Below are 18,111 nucleotides of genomic sequence, written 5' to 3'. Positions count from 1 at the left end.
AGAATCCCTTTACCGATCTTTCGGTAAGAGATTCTCGCTTTTTTATATGATTTTAGCTGGAAACAATGCATTAACAACCCGTTGACTGGCTTTCCCGTCATCCAGGCTGCAAAAGCGTTCCTGGAACGCGGTGTATTTCTCTTCGTACTGTTTGGATCGGGTTTCGATGTGTTCGATATAATCGATGACCTGATCACTTTCTTTTAACAGTGGACCGGGAACGACCGCTTCAAAATCAAAATAGAATCCCCGGAGGACGGAAGCGTATTTTTCTAAATCATACGTAAAGAATAACATCGGACGGTTCAAGTGAGCATAATCGAAGAAGACGGACGAGTAATCCGTAATCAACAGATCACTGATCAGATACAGTTCCGCGATATCGCCGTAAGCGGACACGTCGTATGCAAACCCGTCAAACGCCGTCAAGTCCAGGTGTTCCGCAATCAAGTAGTGCATCCGTAACAGAACGATGTAATCGTCACCTAAACGGGATTGCATCTGTTTCAAATCCAGTTTGAGATTAAACCGGTACTGACCTTTCGTTACGAACTCGTCGTCCCGCCAGGTCGGTGCATACAATATGACTTTTTTACCGGGCGGCAATCGCAGTGACTGTTTGATCTGCTCGGCTTGTTGCTGACGGTCCGGCGCATACAACAGGTCATTTCGCGGATAACCGGTTTCAAGAAGCAGTCCCCGGAAATCAAAGGCCCGTTTGAAGATGGCGCTGGAATAGAGATTGGGTGAAAGCAGATAGTTCCATTCCTTGGCCTGGGCAGAAAAGTTCGTTTTGTACTGTTCGGTATTCGTACCCGGCATATGGACCTCATCCATGTCGAGTCCGAGCCGTTTTAAAGGAGTCCCGTGCCAGGTCTGTAAATACATCGTTTCCCGTCGTTTTTTTAAGCTGAGCGGCTGACGCGTATTGAAAATCCAGTACTGCGCCCGGGCCATCAGGTAATAGTATTTCGGGCTGTTCCGCAATACCCAGTTCGGACAAGCTGCCTTGACTGCGGCGTTCGGTTCTTTGGCAAAAATCCAGACGAGCTGAAGTTCCGGACGCTGTTTTTGAAGTGTCAGGTAGAGCGCTTTCGGATTGTCCGAATAACCGCGACCTAAAAAGCTTTCAAACAGGACAAGATTTTTTTGAACCGGAAGCTGTTGAAACAGCCGATAGAGAAGCAATCCTTTATGGATTTTCTTGCGGCGGATTTTCGTAAGTAGCTGTGTCATGTCATACTCCTTTAAAAAAGATTAAAAATGATGTTGTCTGTAATGAGTCGGTGTCTCGCCGGTCGTCTGTTTGAACGCCTGACTAAAATGACTTTGACTCGAGAAATGTAACTTGTTCGAGATCGTCAGCAGGGAATCATCCGTCGAACGCAACAGCCGTTTCGCTTCACGAATCCGTTCACGAATGACGTAACGTGCGAGCGGAAGTCCCGTCTCTTCCTTGAACAGGACGGATAAATAATTTGATGAAACGTGAATCGCCTGGCTGATCGACGAGACCGATAACGGATCATACAAGTGCTGCTGGATATAACGGATCGCGGCGAGTACGTGCGGCGAATGGCGCAACTCCTGAATCTGTTTGACGGCCTCTGCAAAGCTGACCGTGATCCGGACGTGGCGGTTACGCAGCTCGGAAATACTAGTTGCCGCTTCAATCGATTCAATCATCCGGTCGCTGAGCATAAAGGCTTCATCCGGTTCCAGCCCGCCGTTAATCGCAGCCCGGGCGCTCAACAACACTGTGCCGAGCAACAGATTTTTTTCAGCCCTTAACGGCTGGTGACGCGCAAGTGATCCGAATTCACCGTAAGCGGGTAGAGAGTAGGTCGTCGCCAAGCGTTCGCTTTGTCCGGACGAAATCCATTCGATGATCTGCTGTTCCCGCTCCCAGGCCTTGATGTAGGCAGTCGTTGCAGTATGAGGGGAAACATCGGCAATCAGCGGAATTTCCTGCTCTTCGCTTTCCGATTCGGTTCGGATGTCCCGTTTAGCGAGTTGCTGGCCGGTCAGTAAACGGTGGACCAGATGAGCGCAGTCGATCAACCGGTTTTCCGTCGTCCGGGTCAAGGCTTTATAAAATTGATGGAACGCTTCATCCTGAATGTGCGCACGGAACAGAGCCGATTGCAGTAAGACCGGACCGATCCGGTACTGTCCTTGTTCCTGGACGGGAATAAACAGGTAAGCCGTTCCATCTTTTAAGGTATACAGGAGCGGTGTCTGATCCGGTGCCGGCCATTCCTGTTCGATCGATAACCGGCTCGGATGCGAAGGCGCGGCCGGACTGATATCCAGTTCCTCACCGGTCAGGGACTGGTACGAAACAAAAAAGCCCGTCGTCCCGTAAAGACTTTCCGCGATTTGAATCAAATCTTCTGTTGATAAGGGCGACACTGGAGTTCCTCCGTTCTTTAAAAACGTGTTGTTTTCAGTTTACGTCGTGTCCCGATGATTGTATAGCAAGAATCATTTGAAGCCGAGAAGACATTTTAAAAAACAAAAGACATCAACGGCCCGTTTGTTCAGGCGGTTGATGTCTTTTGAGTTGGAAGGAAAATCGTTTACCGGGGAGCATCGTCAGAAGAGTCTGAGTCAGCCGAATCAGCCGATTCATCGTCCTTTGACGTTTGCTCGGGTTCAGTATGTTCATCGAGTGAAGCCGCCACTTCGTCGTAAGACAAGTCGTGTACGAGTGGTTCAGATGTTTCAGCCGGAGGGAGAAGTTCGTCCCCGTCAATCGGTTCATCGACTTGGAAGTCGACGGTCAAGGCATGGAGTTCCGTTGCGATTTGCGCGAGATGAGCCGCTGCTGTCGTGACGGCTTCGATCGTCGCATTTGTTTCCTGGATGCTTGCGGCACTCGTCTCGATACCGGCAGCATTTTCTTCCGTCAAGGCAAGAATCGTTCCCATCGCGTCAGATACCTCTTCGGTCGCATGAGTCAGGGCACTGATATCTCCCGTCAAAGATTCTGTCCGGTTCGAGACATGCTGGACGGATCCGGCAATCTGTTCGAAATCGACCCCGGTCGTTTTGACCGATTCAAGCGATTGTTTTAAGTCATCCATGACGCCGTTCATCGCACCCATTGCTGTCTGCGTTTCGTGTTGGATATTATCGAGTAACTGTTTGATTTGTTTTGCGGACTGATCACTTTCTTCGGCCAGTTTCCGTACTTCGCTCGCGACGACGGCAAACCCGCGTCCCTGTTCCCCGACACGTGCCGCCTCGATGGCCGCGTTTAAAGCCAAGAGATTGGTTTGACTGGAGATGGCCTGTAACGTTCCAAGAATCTTGCCGATTTCTTCAGAACGTTTGCCGAGGAAGTCGGATGTATTTTGAATCTCCTGTTCCAATGAATCAGAATGCTGCAACAGATCCGTGATGGTCTGTTTCGTCAGGCGACTGCCGCGTGTCGCGGCAGAGGCGACGGATGCGACTTCGGTCAGCGTTTCGGTAGCAGCGGTCTGCATCGCAATCGATCGTTCTTTGACGCCGTAAACCGCATGAGAAGAGCGTTCCGCTTGTTTCGTCTGCGTTTCGCCGGCAGCAGCAATTTCTTCCATTGTCTGTCCGATTTGAACCGATGCATTTTGAACATGAACGGCATTTGACGATAAATCGTGCGAAGCATCCCGGACGGTGCCGGCGGACTCGGTCATCGCTGTAATTGTTTGCCGGAGCTTTTGGCGCATGGCGTCAAAGTTTTCGCCGAGATCCGACAGTTCATCGCGAATCCAGCGTTTCGGGCGGTTCGTTGTGCGTAAATCACCGCTTGCGATGGCTAACGCCTCACGGCGAAGACCGGCTAACGGCCGATTGATGGAACGGCCGATGAGCCAGGCGATTAAAGTCGCCAAGGCGATTGCAATGACGAAGTTGATCAACGATTGTGTCAGCATTGCGTCTTTAGGGGCATACAACGAGGCATAATCGAGAACGACCGCCAGTTTAAAGCCCGTCTTCGAGGACAGTTGCCAGATGACGACGGATTTTTTTCCGCCGACCTCCATGATCGTCGAACCGGATTCTTGGCTGATCATTTGTTTAGGGGCTTCGAAATACGCTTTTCCATCTTCGCGTAACTGGTCGACTTTCTTAAAGAAATAGTTTTTATTCGGATGCGTGACGATCTGACCGTCTTTTGTATAACTGAAAACAAATCCTTTTTGACCGATTTCAATCCGTTTCATGTCTTCCGATAACCGGTCGACACTTTTATAGACGGATAAGACACCTTTGATATTCGCCTGATCATCGAGCGCTGCTTTTGAAAAACCAATGACCGAAAGCTTCGTTGCTTGATCATAGTACGGTTCACTCATCGCGACCGTACTCGAATTTTCCAACGCCTGTTTGTACCAGACGTCCTGACGGGGGTCGTACCCCGACGCGGCTTCCTGTTTCGGCCAGTTTAAATAACCGCCCTTGGTATCCGCATACTGAACAAAGGAATTTTCGATTTTTGATGAACCGTATTTCTCAAGGACGCTGTAGATGTCTTTTGCTTTTTGGGACGGGAGTTCCGCTCCCGGTTCCGGTGTATTGCTTATGTAACTCGGCAGTTGTCCGTTCGTCCGGTTAAACGGGAGACCGGCCAACAGGGTCGTATCTTTTTTTGTGTCATCGATGATACGGGAGAAGGATTGCTCAAGCTGTTTTAAGGCCGTTTGGGAGGTCGAATCGACCAACCGTTCGACAGTCTGACTCGTCTGATTATATGAAAACCAGGTCGAGACTCCTAACGTGAGAGCGGGCAGTAAAATTAACCCGATGAAAAGCCGGCGTGTGATTGGAAGACGCATATGTAATTCTCCTATCTTTTTAAATAGTCTTTAAAATCTGTCTATTCTGATTATCGGAAGGGTAGTACTAAATATGAAGGAATTGTGGGGAGATTTTCATGATTTGGGAACTGAACGAAACCTGAGTTCATGATAAAATAGAAGCGGTGTCACAGAGTGGCTAGGGAGGAACGAACATGAATATTGCTTTTTTCTTATTACCAAAAGACGAAGTGAAATACTTAGATCCTGAATCAACGGTCAGACAAGCACTTGAAAAGATGAAACATCATCGATTCACATCGGTCCCACTCGTTGATGACAAAGGAAAATATGCAGGAACCCTGACGGAAGGGGATGTCCTGTGGGCACTTGAAAAAAATCTTGAACATGCGGATTACGATCATGTCCTGCAAACCCGTTTAACGGATATCAAACAGCGTGTCCGGTACAAACCGGTCTCGATCACAGCACAGATGGAAGAGATGATTGAAGTCATCACCGATCAAAATTTCGTACCGGTCATCGATGACGGGAAACACTTTATCGGCATCATTCGTCGCCGTGACATCATTGACTATTTTGCTAAAAAAGTGGCACGCGAGAACGTTCAATACTAAAATCTAGTATAAAAAGCACTGATTTTCACGAAAAGTGGGAAGAAGTGCTTTTTATTGACCCTTTTTAACTGCTTTTGACTTCACGAACCGGCCCGACAAGACGATATAGAAACATAATGACAAGTTAGGGAGGACGATGTGTTGCGACGTTTATCACCAGTCTCCATCGTAGAAGCATTCCGAAAACGCTCCTACTACAAAACGTTCTCATGGATGATTTCAGTTATCGGTCTGTTAGCGTTGTTGATCGCGACGCAACAACTGGTAAAGAATCTGGAAGAAGGATATCAGTTCAAACGCTCAAGCGAGATGATGGATATTTTTGAACGACTCAATCAGGTCGAACGGGATGTGACGAATGAGTATTACCTCACCTTAAGTGAAACGACGGGAGATGCCGTTGCGACACGGACCGAGACGTGGCAACAAACGAAAACGGAACTGACGGCACTTGACCGGCAGATCAAAGATCTCAAGATGGAGGGACCGGCCCAAAAAGAACTCCTGACTGAAATCAACCGGCTGCAGACCGGCGGATATCAGTCGGAGCATCAATTTTTTCAAGCGGCGACTGCCTATAAAAGCGAAGTCCTGTTCAACCAACTGTATTTGAGCGGCGAGACCGGGACTTATTACACGTTTTTCTCGAATCTCTTTTTGATGCAGGAAGAGCTTGGCCGGGCGGGACAGTTTTTAGTGAGCATTAACCGGGAGAATCAATTGAACTCGATTGATCTGTTGCGCCTTCGTCAGACACGCCAGGAGCTGAACTCACGGAACAACGCTTTGATCCAGTCCTTCTACGCAACGATGCGGCCGGAAGATGAAGAGCTTCGCCGGGATATCTCGGTGATGAGCAATCAGATGTACGCCTATTTACGAATGATCGATGCGACCATCAATCAACCGGAACTGAAACAATACGGAACGATGGACGAAGTGGCAAAGCGGTATCAAACCAGTATGTACCGGTCGTTTGATCAAGGGATTGCCGATGTTCAGACCGAAATGACGGATCATGGAAATACGTTGATCCGAAATGCCTGGCTGATGTTCATTGCGACGTGCTGTGTGATTCTGCTTCTGCTTTGGCTGACCTTATCCCTGTTGCGGGCATTCCGAAAGGACTTACATATTTTGCAGGCGGAAGCCGACTTTTTTGCGGAAGGTCCGAAACAGTCGCATCATCAGGTGCCGGAGTTAAATGACTTCCATCCGGTCGTTGAAGCGTTCCGGACGATGACGACGATCATTTCCGGATTACTCGATTATAACGATAAAAAAACGATGGAAATCAAACAGAAGAAAGCAGAAATCGAATCCTTATTTTCTCAAAATACGAATCCGATTGTTGCACTCTCCTCTGATTTTCAACTGCTCAGCGGAAATGACCGTTTCAAACAGTTGGCCCAGTCGTCTGAATTGATGACAATCGAGGAACTGATTCATCCGGCAGATTTAAACCGTGTCCGCCGGGCCCTCAACCGGGCAATCGACGGGTACAGCCAGACCATCCGTTGCCAGATGATTTTCAAGCAGGACATTCGGAACATGTTCGTCAACATCATTCATGTTCCTTCGAAAAACGGCAACGGAACGGCACTTTATCTGACCTGTCATGATGAGACCGATCAATTTAAGCGCGAAGAAAAGATCACGCAACTGGCCCTGTTTGATGTGTTGACCTCTTTGTTGAACCGGAACGGGTTTGAGCAAAAGATGGAGGAAGCCATCGCTGCGCCGCAACCGGGAGAACTGGTGACGATCGGCGTCCGGCAGTTCAGACGGATCAACGATATCTACGGACACAGTGCCGGTGATCAAATCCTAAAAGAACTGGCAAACCGCTTGCGTCACCATTTCATCGGGACAGGTTCAGCAGCCCGGATTGGCGGCGATGAGTTTGCCGTCCTGATTTTCCAACAGGAGATCGTTGATTACCGCGATCTGAAAACGATTTTGGAACGTCCTTACCGGATCGACGGTGAAAAAATCGATGTCAGTATCAGTATGAGTATGGTCCGTTATCCGGATGATGCGGTCGCGGTGACGTCGTTGCTGTCTTCCGTCGACATCGCGATGCAGCATGCGAAACGGGAACAGACCGGTGGACCGATCTGGTTTGAGTCCTGGATGAGTGAAGAATACCGGGAATCCGTCGTTCTCGAAGCCGAGTTGCGGGAAGCGATTGCCCGGAACGAACTGCAACTGTTTTATCAGCCGCAAGTCAATCTGAAAACCAAAACGGTCGACGGATGCGAAGCCTTGTTGCGCTGGTTCCATCCCGAGCGTGGGATGATCAGTCCGGCTGTCTTCATCCCGATTGCCGAACGGTCGATGCTGATTGAAGAAATCGGAATGTGGGTGGTCCAGGAATCCGTCAATCAGGTCAGACGATGGGAAGGGACACCGCTTGAGTCACTTCGTGTGTCCGCCAATCTATCCGTCAAAGAACTGGTCTCCGGCCGGATCGTCGAGTTGTTGACGGATGTCCGGGAACGTTATCCCGGGATTGAACAACGGATGGAGCTGGAAATTACCGAATCATTTGGTGTTTTTTCCGATACGCGCGTCTTTGATGCCTTGCAGACACTGAATCGACTCGGTTACCGGCTGGCGATTGACGACTTCGGAACCGGCTATTCCTCGCTGTCGTATTTGAGCCGTTTGCCGATTCAACGACTGAAGATTGACCGTTCGTTCATCAGTGGAACGGATGCCTGTTCAAATGCTCCGTTAATCGAGACAATCATCCGACTCGCCCATACGTTAAAGTATGATGTCGTGGCGGAAGGGATTGAACAGGCCGAACAGGGAGAGAACTTACGAAAGCTCGATTGTGAGTATGGTCAAGGGTTCTATTACTCTCGTCCGATTCCGGCTGATGAATTCGAAATCTGGTATGACCGTTATCAAGAAGATATTAAACAATCCGGATGATCCATTCATCCGATATCATCTGCATACGAAAAGTGACCGCTTCCCGACTGGTGTCGGGAGCGGTCACTTTTTTAATGGAATCAGAACGTCTTGCCGGCGAATTAATCAAACACGATCGAGTGCGAGATCATCCGTTTCCGATAAATAGGCTTTGATCGGTTCGACGGCTGCCCCGACGGTTCCCGGAGCGAACGGAGATTTCAGTCCGGCACGTTCCACGAGTGTCAGGAAGCTTTCCGATCCACCCGCTTTACAGAGTTCAAGATACGATTTCCAGGCGGCTTCCCGGTCTTGCTCCATCCAGGCATAGAACTGGAAGGCACAGACTTGCGCCAGCGTGTAATCGATATAGTAGAACGGGCTACCGAAAACGTGGCCTTGTTGATGCCACCAAGCGCCTGAATCCAGGTAATCATTTTCTTCATAATTCCGGTGCGGCAGGTATTTCTTCTCAATGTCGCGCCATGCCGTCCGGCGTTCAGCCGGTGTCAGCTCCGGTTGATTGTAGATGACGTGTTGGAACTCATCGATGGCGACTCCGTAAGGCAGGAACGTCACGCCACCGGCAAGGTGACTGAACTTGTACTTGGCCGTCTGATCGCCGAAGAATTCTTCCATCCACGGATAAGCAAAGTATTCCATCGACATCGAGTGGATTTCACAGGCTTCATACGTCGGGAACCCGTATTCCGGCACGGTGAAGTGACGGCTTTCGTAGACCTGGAACGCGTGTCCGACTTCGTGTGTCAGGACATCGATGTCACCGGCCGTTCCGTTGAAGTTCGAGAAGATGAATGGGAGTTTTTCGTCCGCGATGTACGTGCAATAGCCGCCGCCTGCTTTACCCGGTTTCGCCGTCAAGTCGAGCGCGCCGCGTTCAAGCATGTATTCAAAGAACTCATTTGTCTCCGGTGACATATCACGGTACATCTTTTTCCCGCCTTCGATGATGAATGCTTCTTCGCCCTGCGGTGTCGCGTTGCCGGTTTTAAAAGCAAATCCTTCATCGTAATAGTAGAGGGAATCGACGCCGATCCGGCGCTGCTGGCGTTCTTTGAGGGATGTCGCAATCGGGACGATCGTCTCGAGAATTTGTTGACGGTAGTTTTCGACCATCGATTGATCGTAATCGACACGCAACATCCGGGCATAGCCGAGTTCGACGAACGACGGGAAACCAAGTGTCTTCGCGATATCGGTCCGGACATGGACAAGTTTGTCGTAAATCGTATCGATGGCGTCACCGTGTTCTTTTAAATAGCCGTAGCGTGCTTCGGAAGCAGCTTTTCGGACAGTTCGGTCAGCTGACTGGAGATAGGGACCGAACTGGGACAAGTTTAGTGTCTTGCCGTCGAATTCGATTTGCGCCGCCGACATCAGTTTCGTATATTCACTGGCCAGGCGATTTTCTTCCTGGAGTTTCGGAATGATTTCGTCAGAGAATGTTTTCAGACTGGCTTCCGCAAGTAAGAAAAGCTGTTTGCCCCACGTCAATTCGAGCGAAGAACGGAGAGGATGAGTCGTCAGTGCCTGATAATAACTCGAGACGTATCCTTGGTAAACCGGACCGGCTTCGTCAAAGAAACCCTGTTCTGTTTCGTAGAAACCGTCACGCGTATCGATCGTATGACGGATCTCCACCAACTGACTGGCTGTTTCAAATTGATTTCTAAGGGTATTAATCTCAGAGATGGCATTGTTTGCTGTATCGACATCTGTTGCTTCACGCAAGCGATCGATAGCAGCATGCATAGAAGTTTCAAGGACGTTCAGGTCAGGACGGACATATGTAAGTTCTGAAAATGTTAACATGTAAGCGCCTCCTTGTGATTTCTAACTATTATCACACAAAAATACTTGCAAAACCAGAGTTACAAACGTATGCTTTTTGTGAGAACGTGAGCGAGTTTGCATTTAACTGGCTCCTATAAAAAAATCGAATCTTCTTTAAGAAGAAAACGATCGAGAAAGTAGAGGGATAGTATCATGGGATTCTTTAAAAAATTGTTTGGTGGTAATGACGCAGGAAACACAAAAATCGCTTCTGCCCTTACAGGTAAAATCGTCAGCATCGAGAACGTACCTGATCAAGTTTTCTCGCAAAAAATGATGGGTGACGGTATCGCAATCGAGCCGACGGAAGGTAAAGTCGTTTCACCAATCAACGCAACGGTCGAAACAATCTTCCCTACAAAACACGCAATTGGTCTTAAAGGCGAAGATGGTCTTGAGTTGTTGATCCACGTTGGATTAGACACAGTTAACCTTAAAGGTGAAGGCTTCACGGCACACGTTCAGTCTGGCGATAAAGTTAAAGCCGGTGACGTCCTCGTTGAGTTTGATCTCGAATTCATCCGTGCAAACGCACCATCTACAATCACACCAATCATCGTGACAAACCACGATCAATTTACACTTTCTGCAGTACCGGCTGAAGGAACATCTGTTGTCGCAGGCGAAACAGAACTCTTCAAAGCAACACATAAATAATCATATAACGAATACGTCCCCTCGTCTTAGACGAAGGGACTTTTTTTGTTGTCTCCTACCCGAACTTACTATTTTGTAAGATGAATGAAAGTCTGACCGATTCTTTGAAAGACGGATTGCCCGGTATACTGACAGCAAGATTAAGAATACGGGAGGAAACACATCATGAAAGCCATCTTACACGCAGAACAGATCACGAAAGTCTACCATACGAAAAACGCACGGCACGAGGCGCTCCGACCGACGACACTGACGATTCACGACGCAGAGTTCGTCAGTATCATGGGACCGTCAGGCGCAGGGAAGTCGACCTTATTAAATTTGTTGTCGACCATTGACCAACCGACGGACGGGACAATTCATATCAATGGAAAAGACGTGACGGGGATGAAAGAAAAACAGTTGGCCCGGTTTCGGCGGGAACAGCTCGGATTTATTTTTCAGGACTTTAACCTGCTCGACACGATGACGGTCGAAGAAAACATTGCCTTACCGCTGGCGTTACAACACATGCCGAAAGCCGATATTCTCGTTCGAGTCACATCCGTCGCCCGGGAGCTTGGAATTGAGGATCTGCTCGCAAAACGGCCGTCTGAACTGTCGGGAGGTCAAAAGCAACGGACAGCTGCTGCACGCGCCATCGTTCATCAGCCGTCACTGATCTTGGCGGATGAGCCGACCGGAGCACTCGACTCGAAATCAGCGACCGGTCTGCTTGAAGCCATGGTCGGCTTGAATGAACAGGGTGCAACGATTTTAATGGTGACCCACGATCCGGTGACCGCATCGTACGCGGAACGGGTGCTGTTCGTCAAAGACGGAGAGTTGTTCCGGGAAATTCACCAGTTCGGGACACGCAAGGAGTTTTTCGAACAGATCATGGAAGTCCAACGTGAACTCGGAGGTGCGGTCCGTGAACTTGTTTAAGTTAGCTTTCCGGAATTTAAAAAACATCCGGCAGAACATGATGTATCTCGGCGCAGTTACGTTCGCGATTTTGATTTATTACACGTTTTTAGCCATCCGTTCCAATGAGGCGATGTTACAAGCCAATGAACTATACGGGAAACTCGGGACGGTCTTTACCGGTTCAAGCGTCATCCTGGCTCTTTTTTCCGCCGTCTTCATCTGGTATTCGAGTGATTTTTTCCTGCGGCGCCGAAAACAGGAAATCGGGCTGTATGCACTGCTAGGTCTCGAACGCCGGCAAATTGCCAAGTTGCTGTTTCTTGAGACGATGGGGTACGGACTGATCGGTCTATTAATCGGTGTTTCACTCGGAACGATTGCCTCAAAATACTTTGTCCAACTGTTGGCCTACGTTATGGGAATGACGATTGAATCCGATTTCTCCATCAATGCCGGAGCAATCGGTCAGACGGTTGTCGTCTTTTTGACAATCTTCCTTGTGATTGCGCTCCGGTCAGCCCGGACGATTTATCGATTTACCCTGATCGAGTTGTTTAAGGCGAAACAGCAGGTCGAAACGATTCCGAAAGTCCATCCGGTCCTGGCTCTTGTTTCCATCCTGTTGATTGGTGTCGGGTATTATTTGACCGGGGAACCGTTGCTCGCACACTTTACGATCGTTGCGCCGGTCTTGATGCTCTGCATCATCGTCGGAACGTTCGGTACGATGAGCTATTTCACGATTTTTTTACTCCGTCTCCTCAGCAAACGTGGTCGCCATTATCGCGGTACGAACCTGATCTTACACGGACAGTTGCTGTCGCGGATTAAATCGAATGCCGTCATGTTGTCGACGATTACCGTCATCACGGCCGTCACCTTGACGACGGTCGGAACCGCGACGTCAATCTATTATTATATTGACCGGACAGTCGAGGAACAGATGCCGTACAGTTTATCGATTGCAAGCCAGCAACAGGCAGCCGAAAAATTAATTCGGTCATCCGACCAAACGATTGAATCGCGGACGATGGTCAACGTCAAAACGGTGAATCATCCATTGAAGGAGTTACCAAATCCGTTGTCGTTTACGATGTCCTATCAGACATTCGGATTTGACGGCGAGCCGGGACAGTTCAGCTACATCAGTTATTCCGACTATCAGAAGTTGGCCAAAAGCAACGGGAAGAAGCAGTTGCCGGAACCGGGAGCCGGTGAAGCAATCGTGCTTGAGACGTTCAAAGGGAACGATTTGCTGAAGGAATCGGTCAAGTCACCGGTGGGCGTGACGTTTAAAGACGATCACTCGTCCTTTCGGATTACCGGTGCGACGGATTTACCAATCACTCAACTCTATGCGAAAAAACGGCTGGCTTTTGCCGTTTCGGATGATGTCTTTGCCATGATGCCGGAAAAAGCAGCGATGCTGACAAACTATCAGTTCTCGGACGAACGTTCAGATGACGGACTGATCGACCGACTGGAGCAATTGTACGGCAAAAAAACGGAGACGGAGATGGCCGCTTATTATCCGGTCTATGCCATGACGACAGCGACGACAGGTCTGCTTGCTTTTGCCGCCGGATTCCTCGGACTCGTCTTTTTACTGGCGACGGGATCCATCATCTACTTTAAGATGCTCGCAGAGGCGGAAGAATCGAAACAACGGTTTACGATCATCCAAAAAATCGGCGTCGATCAGCAAGAACAGACCGGTATCATCCGGCAATCAGTCGGATTCATGTTCGTCCTGCCGTATCTGCTCGGTCTTGTCCACAGCCTGTTTGCGATGCAGGTCCTGGAAAAGTTATTAAATTATGATTTGCGGTTACCGATGTCGCTTGCAATCGGTTGTTATACCGTCGTTTATCTCGTGTACTATCTCGTCACGGTACGCGCCTATCGACGGATTGTCATCTAATGTAAATGGACAGGAGACGATTAATCGTTTCCAGTCCATTTTTTGTTCGGTATCATGGAAGAAGAAGGAGTTGAATCTGCAGATGGAAACGATTTTATTGGTAGAAGACGATCAACAAATTGCACTGTTATTAAAAGAATTGTTGGAACGGTATGATTTTAACGTCATTCATGAAGATGGATTAGGAGACGTCGTCGCTCGATTTGAAGAAACGCAACCGGACGTCATCCTGCTTGATGTCAATTTACCGAAGTTTGACGGGTTTTACTGGTGCCGCCAGCTCCGAATGAAGACGCGGGCACCGATTCTGTTCATCTCGGCCCGGGTCGGGGAGATGGATCAAGTCATGGCACTCGAATACGGCGCGGATGATTACATCGTCAAGCCGTTCCAGGGAGCCGTCGTTATCGCGAAAATCAAAAGTCAGATTCGACGCGCTTACGGGACATTGTCGCAGGAAAGTGACGAGCGGACGGTCAGTCGTGCCGGACTGACGTTGTATTTGGACCGGTATATCGTCGAGCACGAGGACCGATCGATCGAGCTGTCGAAAAAAGAAGGACTGATTTTAGAGATGTTGTTGACGGTGAGCCCGCGGATCGTCAGTCGGGGTGACTTGCTGGAACGGATTTGGGATGATGAAGCGTTCGTCGATGAAAATACCCTGAACGTCAACATCACCCGTGTCCGGAAACGGTTGGCGGAAATCGGCATCGGGGGTCTTGAGACGGTTCGGGGAGTCGGCTACAAATTGGTCCTCGACAAATGAGACTTTTCTTCAAACATGCGATTCCGGGGGTTCTGTTCTTCAGTGGGCAGATGGTAGCCTTGTTTCTTATCCTGTGGTTATACGATCTGTATCGTCCGGCAGCCTTTTTTTACATCGCGCTCTTAAATGCAATCGCCTTGCTGATTTATTTAAGTTACCGTTTCTTCAGTATGTTACCGTTGCTCAAACGATTGCAGACACCGATTGAGTCGGTTGCGGAACCGATCCGGGCCGACAGTGACGAACCGCTGGCAGCAGCCGTCGAGCACTTCTTGGAACGCCAACAGACCGTCTTTCGGAACAGCTTGTTTGCTGAACGACGGAAGGAAAAGGAACGGCACCGGTATGTCGACCAATGGATTCATCAAATGAAGACGCCGTTGTCGGTCATCGAGTTGATTCTGGAACATCCGGGCGAACAGTTCCAGGCGGACTTACGCCATGAAGTCGACCGGCTGCGGATCGGACTGGATCAGATGTTGTATTCATCGCGTCTCGAAGCGATCGAGACGGACTTAAAGGCGGAACGGCTAAATCTGCGGACGTTAGTGACGGGCATCATCAATCAGGAAAAACGGCTGTTCGTCAAAAATAAAGTGTATCCGAAGCTTGAGCTTGCACCGGAGCTGTATATCTATACCGACTCCAAGTGGTTCCGTTTTGTGGTCCTGCAGTTGCTGACGAATGCCGTCAAATACACGGCCGGTCACGGACATGAAGTCTATATCCGTGCCGTCGAACAAGCGGGGAAAATCGTGCTGACGATTGAAGATGACGGCGTCGGCATACCGAAACGCGATCTGCCGCGTGTCTTCAACGCCTTCTTCACCGGGGAAAACGGCCGGCGTTACGGCGAATCAACCGGAATGGGATTGTACTTCGTCAGTCAGATTTGCCTGAAGCTCGGTCATACCATTGAACTCGACAGCACGGAAGGGGTCGGGACGACCTGTCGTCTGACGCTCGTAGGAGGGAAACAAGATGATTGAAGTCAAACAGTTAGGAAAAGTCTATCCCGGAAAAGTGACGGAACAGCCGTTGACCGACATCAATTTTCGTGTGGAAGAAGGGGAGATGGTCGCCGTCATGGGACCGTCCGGCAGCGGCAAGTCGACCTTGATCAATCTGCTTGCGACACTGGATCAGCCGAGTTGGGGCTCGATTTTGATTCAAGGCATCGATACGGCGACGTTCAAACGGAAAGAAACAACCCGCTTCCGGCGCGAGACGCTCGGAATCATCTTTCAGGAATTCAACCTGCTTGATTCGTTGACGGTAGCTGAGAATATGCTTGTTCCTTTGATGCTCAGCGGTAAAAAAACGAAGGAAGCCCGGGAAGAGATGCAGCATCTCGCAAAACGGTTACAGATTGATGAGTTGCTTGATAAACAGGTCGACGAGGTCTCGGGCGGGCAACGGCAACGGACGGCCATCGGACGGGCTTTAATTCACGCACCGCGTCTGATGCTCGCCGACGAACCGACGGGGGCACTTGATTTTCAGGCGACGAAACACGTCATGGAGTTGCTGGCAGAACTGAATGCAGCCGGTATGACGATGGTCATCGTCACCCATGATCCGACGGTCGCCTCGTATTGCAATCATGTCCTGTTTCTGAAGGACGGCAGCATTCAGACGGAACTGTTCCGCGATGAACCGCGCCGGGTCTTTTTCCAGCGTGTCATCGAATCGCTCTCGTTATTAGGAGGGGATGAACATCACTTATCTGCAATACGCCCTACGTAACATCAGACGTTATCAACGTCTTTATTATGGCTATGCGTTAACGATCATCGTCGCGATGACGATTGCGACCAGTTACTGGAATCTCGTCGTCAGTGAATCGTTTCAGAACATCGCCAAAGTCCTGAGCCAATTGAATCAGGTCATTGAATTTACGATGATCTTTGTGTTCATTGCCGAAGTCATCATTCTGTTTTTCAGTATTTTATTCATCTATTCGACGACCTATACGATGCTCGAGCACCGGAAAAACGACTTACGGATCATGCGGACGCTTGGAAGCGGATTTTCACATTTTCTGAAATATTTTATGATTGAAATCCTGATTGTCGGCGGGCTCGCGATTATGGGCGGCATCACGCTCGGCGTTGTCCTGACGAAGCTGATGTTACTTTCGATTGAAAAAGTCATGTTCTTACCGCGCCTGACGATTGAGCTTTCCGTTCTTTCTTTTTTAGTATTGATTGCAGGAGCGATGTTGACGTTGTTGATTGCGACGGTCCTCGCGATTTATAGATTCCGTCCGGACCGACCTGTCCGGACTCGTTCCCGGCTTCGTGTCCGATTCGGTCTTGCGATGCAGGGAACGGCCGTACTGATCCTGTTTTACGGCTATTTCATGGCATTGACGCGGCAGGATAACTTTCTATTTGTCTTTCCCTTCATCATCTTCGTCGGTTCGTTCTTTTTCTGCCGCCACGTCATTCCGGTCGCGCTCAAACTCTACCGGCCCCGCCGGTTGTCGTTACGCAAGTTAATCGTCTCGGAAATCGCGGTTCAATTACGGACGAACAGTACACTGGTTGCCTTGGGGACGATTTTGACCTCCTGTGCCTTAACGGCTGTCGGTCTGATCTTTATCTTTCAAATGATCGGGTTTGACCTCTCGTCTGACAATCAGTTCGGACTGGTCTATTACGAGGAATCGTCTGTTCCGTCCGGTCGTCTGGAGACTCTGGAACGGACGATGACAAAAGCGTTTCCGGATAAATACCGGCAGGATGTCCGGCTCAAAGGCGGGAAGAGCCGGTACGTGATTCCGTTGTCGGACTACAATCAGCTGATGAAGCATTTGGGTTACGAGCAACGGACGTTGTTGACGGACAAACAGACGTTTATGATTCCGGCCCGCCCGGTTCAAGTCGAGGAAGTCACACCGACGATGAAAAAAGCAAAAACGGAAATGAAGCAAGCTGGCTATCAGCTGGAACCAATGGCGGAGCACGGTCTGTTATTCGGATACAACGACCGGATTAAAACATTGTTCGTCGTCAGTGACCGGGTGTTTGCTACGATGAATCGTCCGGTCGCCCGGATCCGTGTCTTTGATACACCCTCGTACGCCGATTACGGGACAGAGCGTTGGACAAGTTGGATGTCGATTGTCCGGGACATCCAATCGAAAACGGAGCTCGGTAAAAAAGCATCGGTTCCTTATCAATTGATCAATGAGACGGAAGATAAACTGGACGGGATCCGGATCATTCGTCTTGTCTCGTTTGTCGTCATCCTGTTGACAATCTGGCTGTTTGTCATCAATGCAAGCTTCCTGCACGTCTGGATGCAGATGACGGCGGAGCGTGAACAAAAACGGCTGAAGACCCTGTTTGCGCTTGGTTTCAGTAAAGAGAGCATTCGCCGTTTCCTGTTCATCAAATACGGTACGGTGTTGATGGTTCCGTACTTTATTTCGATTTTTCATGCCTGGTTACTCTTTCAAGTCATCATATCGGAAGGGGGACTCGAGATCGGTCCGTTTCTTCCGTTGTCCTTCACCTGGATCGGAATCGTCACCGGCTGTTATTTCATCAGTATCCTGCCGTTATGGGCCCGCTATCCGCGTTATTTATTAAAAAAATCGTGCGAAAGTTCGATGTATCCGATACCGGATTCGAGGGTATGATAATAGCATAGCGA

General features: G+C 49.4%; 13 protein-coding genes. 9 read left to right on the top strand and 4 right to left on the bottom strand.

Annotated features, from left to right (window positions below; genetic code table 11):
* Positions 1–42 precede the first annotated feature (42 nt).
* The 3 genes from N7U64_RS06215 to N7U64_RS06205 all read right to left on the bottom strand — a co-directional run bounded on the left by N7U64_RS06215 (position 43) and on the right by N7U64_RS06205 (position 4,823).
* The gene (locus N7U64_RS06215; protein ID WP_318928880.1) at positions 43–1,236 is read right to left on the bottom strand and encodes a CDP-glycerol glycerophosphotransferase family protein; all 1,194 of its coding nucleotides are present in this window, start codon (positions 1,234–1,236) and stop codon (positions 43–45) included.
* A gap of 21 nt (positions 1,237–1,257) precedes the next feature.
* Positions 1,258–2,412 (bottom strand): helix-turn-helix domain-containing protein, encoded by a 1,155-nt coding sequence (locus tag N7U64_RS06210; RefSeq protein WP_290827733.1) that lies wholly within the window; start codon positions 2,410–2,412, stop codon positions 1,258–1,260.
* A gap of 167 nt (positions 2,413–2,579) precedes the next feature.
* On the bottom strand, positions 2,580–4,823 hold the full coding sequence (locus N7U64_RS06205; protein WP_290827731.1) for a methyl-accepting chemotaxis protein: 2,244 nt from the start codon (positions 4,821–4,823) through the stop codon (positions 2,580–2,582).
* A 176-nt stretch (positions 4,824–4,999) separates the two neighbouring features.
* On the opposite strand from N7U64_RS06205, the gene N7U64_RS06200 reads away from it, so the two are divergent.
* On the top strand, positions 5,000–5,422 hold the full coding sequence (locus tag N7U64_RS06200) for a CBS domain-containing protein (protein WP_012371366.1): 423 nt from the start codon (positions 5,000–5,002) through the stop codon (positions 5,420–5,422).
* Between the two features lie 138 nt (positions 5,423–5,560).
* Positions 5,561–8,362, top strand: coding sequence for a bifunctional diguanylate cyclase/phosphodiesterase (locus N7U64_RS06195; RefSeq protein WP_318928879.1), 2,802 nt, complete (start codon positions 5,561–5,563; stop codon positions 8,360–8,362).
* 105 nt (positions 8,363–8,467) lie between these two features.
* Here the strand turns inward: N7U64_RS06195 and N7U64_RS06190 are convergent, their stop codons facing one another.
* Positions 8,468–10,174 (bottom strand): M3 family oligoendopeptidase, encoded by a 1,707-nt coding sequence (locus N7U64_RS06190; RefSeq protein WP_318928878.1) that lies wholly within the window; start codon positions 10,172–10,174, stop codon positions 8,468–8,470.
* 174 nt (positions 10,175–10,348) lie between these two features.
* On the opposite strand from N7U64_RS06190, the gene N7U64_RS06185 reads away from it, so the two are divergent.
* From N7U64_RS06185 to N7U64_RS06155, 7 genes are all read left to right on the top strand, one after another.
* Entirely contained in the window at positions 10,349–10,852 is a 504-nt protein-coding gene (locus tag N7U64_RS06185) for a PTS glucose transporter subunit IIA (RefSeq protein WP_012371363.1), read from the top strand.
* A 165-nt stretch (positions 10,853–11,017) separates the two neighbouring features.
* Positions 11,018–11,779, top strand: coding sequence for an ABC transporter ATP-binding protein (locus N7U64_RS06180; RefSeq protein WP_318928877.1), 762 nt, complete (start codon positions 11,018–11,020; stop codon positions 11,777–11,779).
* Positions 11,766–13,682, top strand: a complete 1,917-nt coding sequence (locus tag N7U64_RS06175; protein WP_318928876.1) for an ABC transporter permease — start codon at positions 11,766–11,768, stop codon at positions 13,680–13,682. The genes N7U64_RS06180 and N7U64_RS06175 overlap by 14 nt, the downstream gene beginning before the upstream one ends.
* A gap of 82 nt (positions 13,683–13,764) precedes the next feature.
* Entirely contained in the window at positions 13,765–14,451 is a 687-nt protein-coding gene (locus tag N7U64_RS06170) for a response regulator transcription factor (protein ID WP_290827721.1), read from the top strand.
* Complete coding sequence (locus tag N7U64_RS06165) at positions 14,448–15,440, top strand: sensor histidine kinase (protein ID WP_214765904.1); 993 nt, start codon at positions 14,448–14,450, stop codon at positions 15,438–15,440. Before N7U64_RS06170 ends, N7U64_RS06165 begins: the two co-directional genes overlap by 4 nt.
* The gene (locus N7U64_RS06160; protein WP_214765902.1) at positions 15,433–16,197 is read left to right on the top strand and encodes an ABC transporter ATP-binding protein; all 765 of its coding nucleotides are present in this window, start codon (positions 15,433–15,435) and stop codon (positions 16,195–16,197) included. The genes N7U64_RS06165 and N7U64_RS06160 overlap by 8 nt, the downstream gene beginning before the upstream one ends.
* Complete coding sequence (locus N7U64_RS06155; RefSeq protein WP_318928875.1) at positions 16,163–18,097, top strand: ABC transporter permease; 1,935 nt, start codon at positions 16,163–16,165, stop codon at positions 18,095–18,097. Before N7U64_RS06160 ends, N7U64_RS06155 begins: the two co-directional genes overlap by 35 nt.
* Positions 18,098–18,111: the final 14 nt, after the last annotated feature.

This window comes from Exiguobacterium sp. K1, from assembly GCF_033721435.1.
GTDB lineage: Bacteria > Bacillota > Bacilli > Exiguobacteriales > Exiguobacteriaceae > Exiguobacterium_A > Exiguobacterium_A artemiae.
The sequence above is the reverse complement of the archived record's forward strand: the minus strand, read 5'-3'. Positions and strand labels throughout refer to the sequence as shown.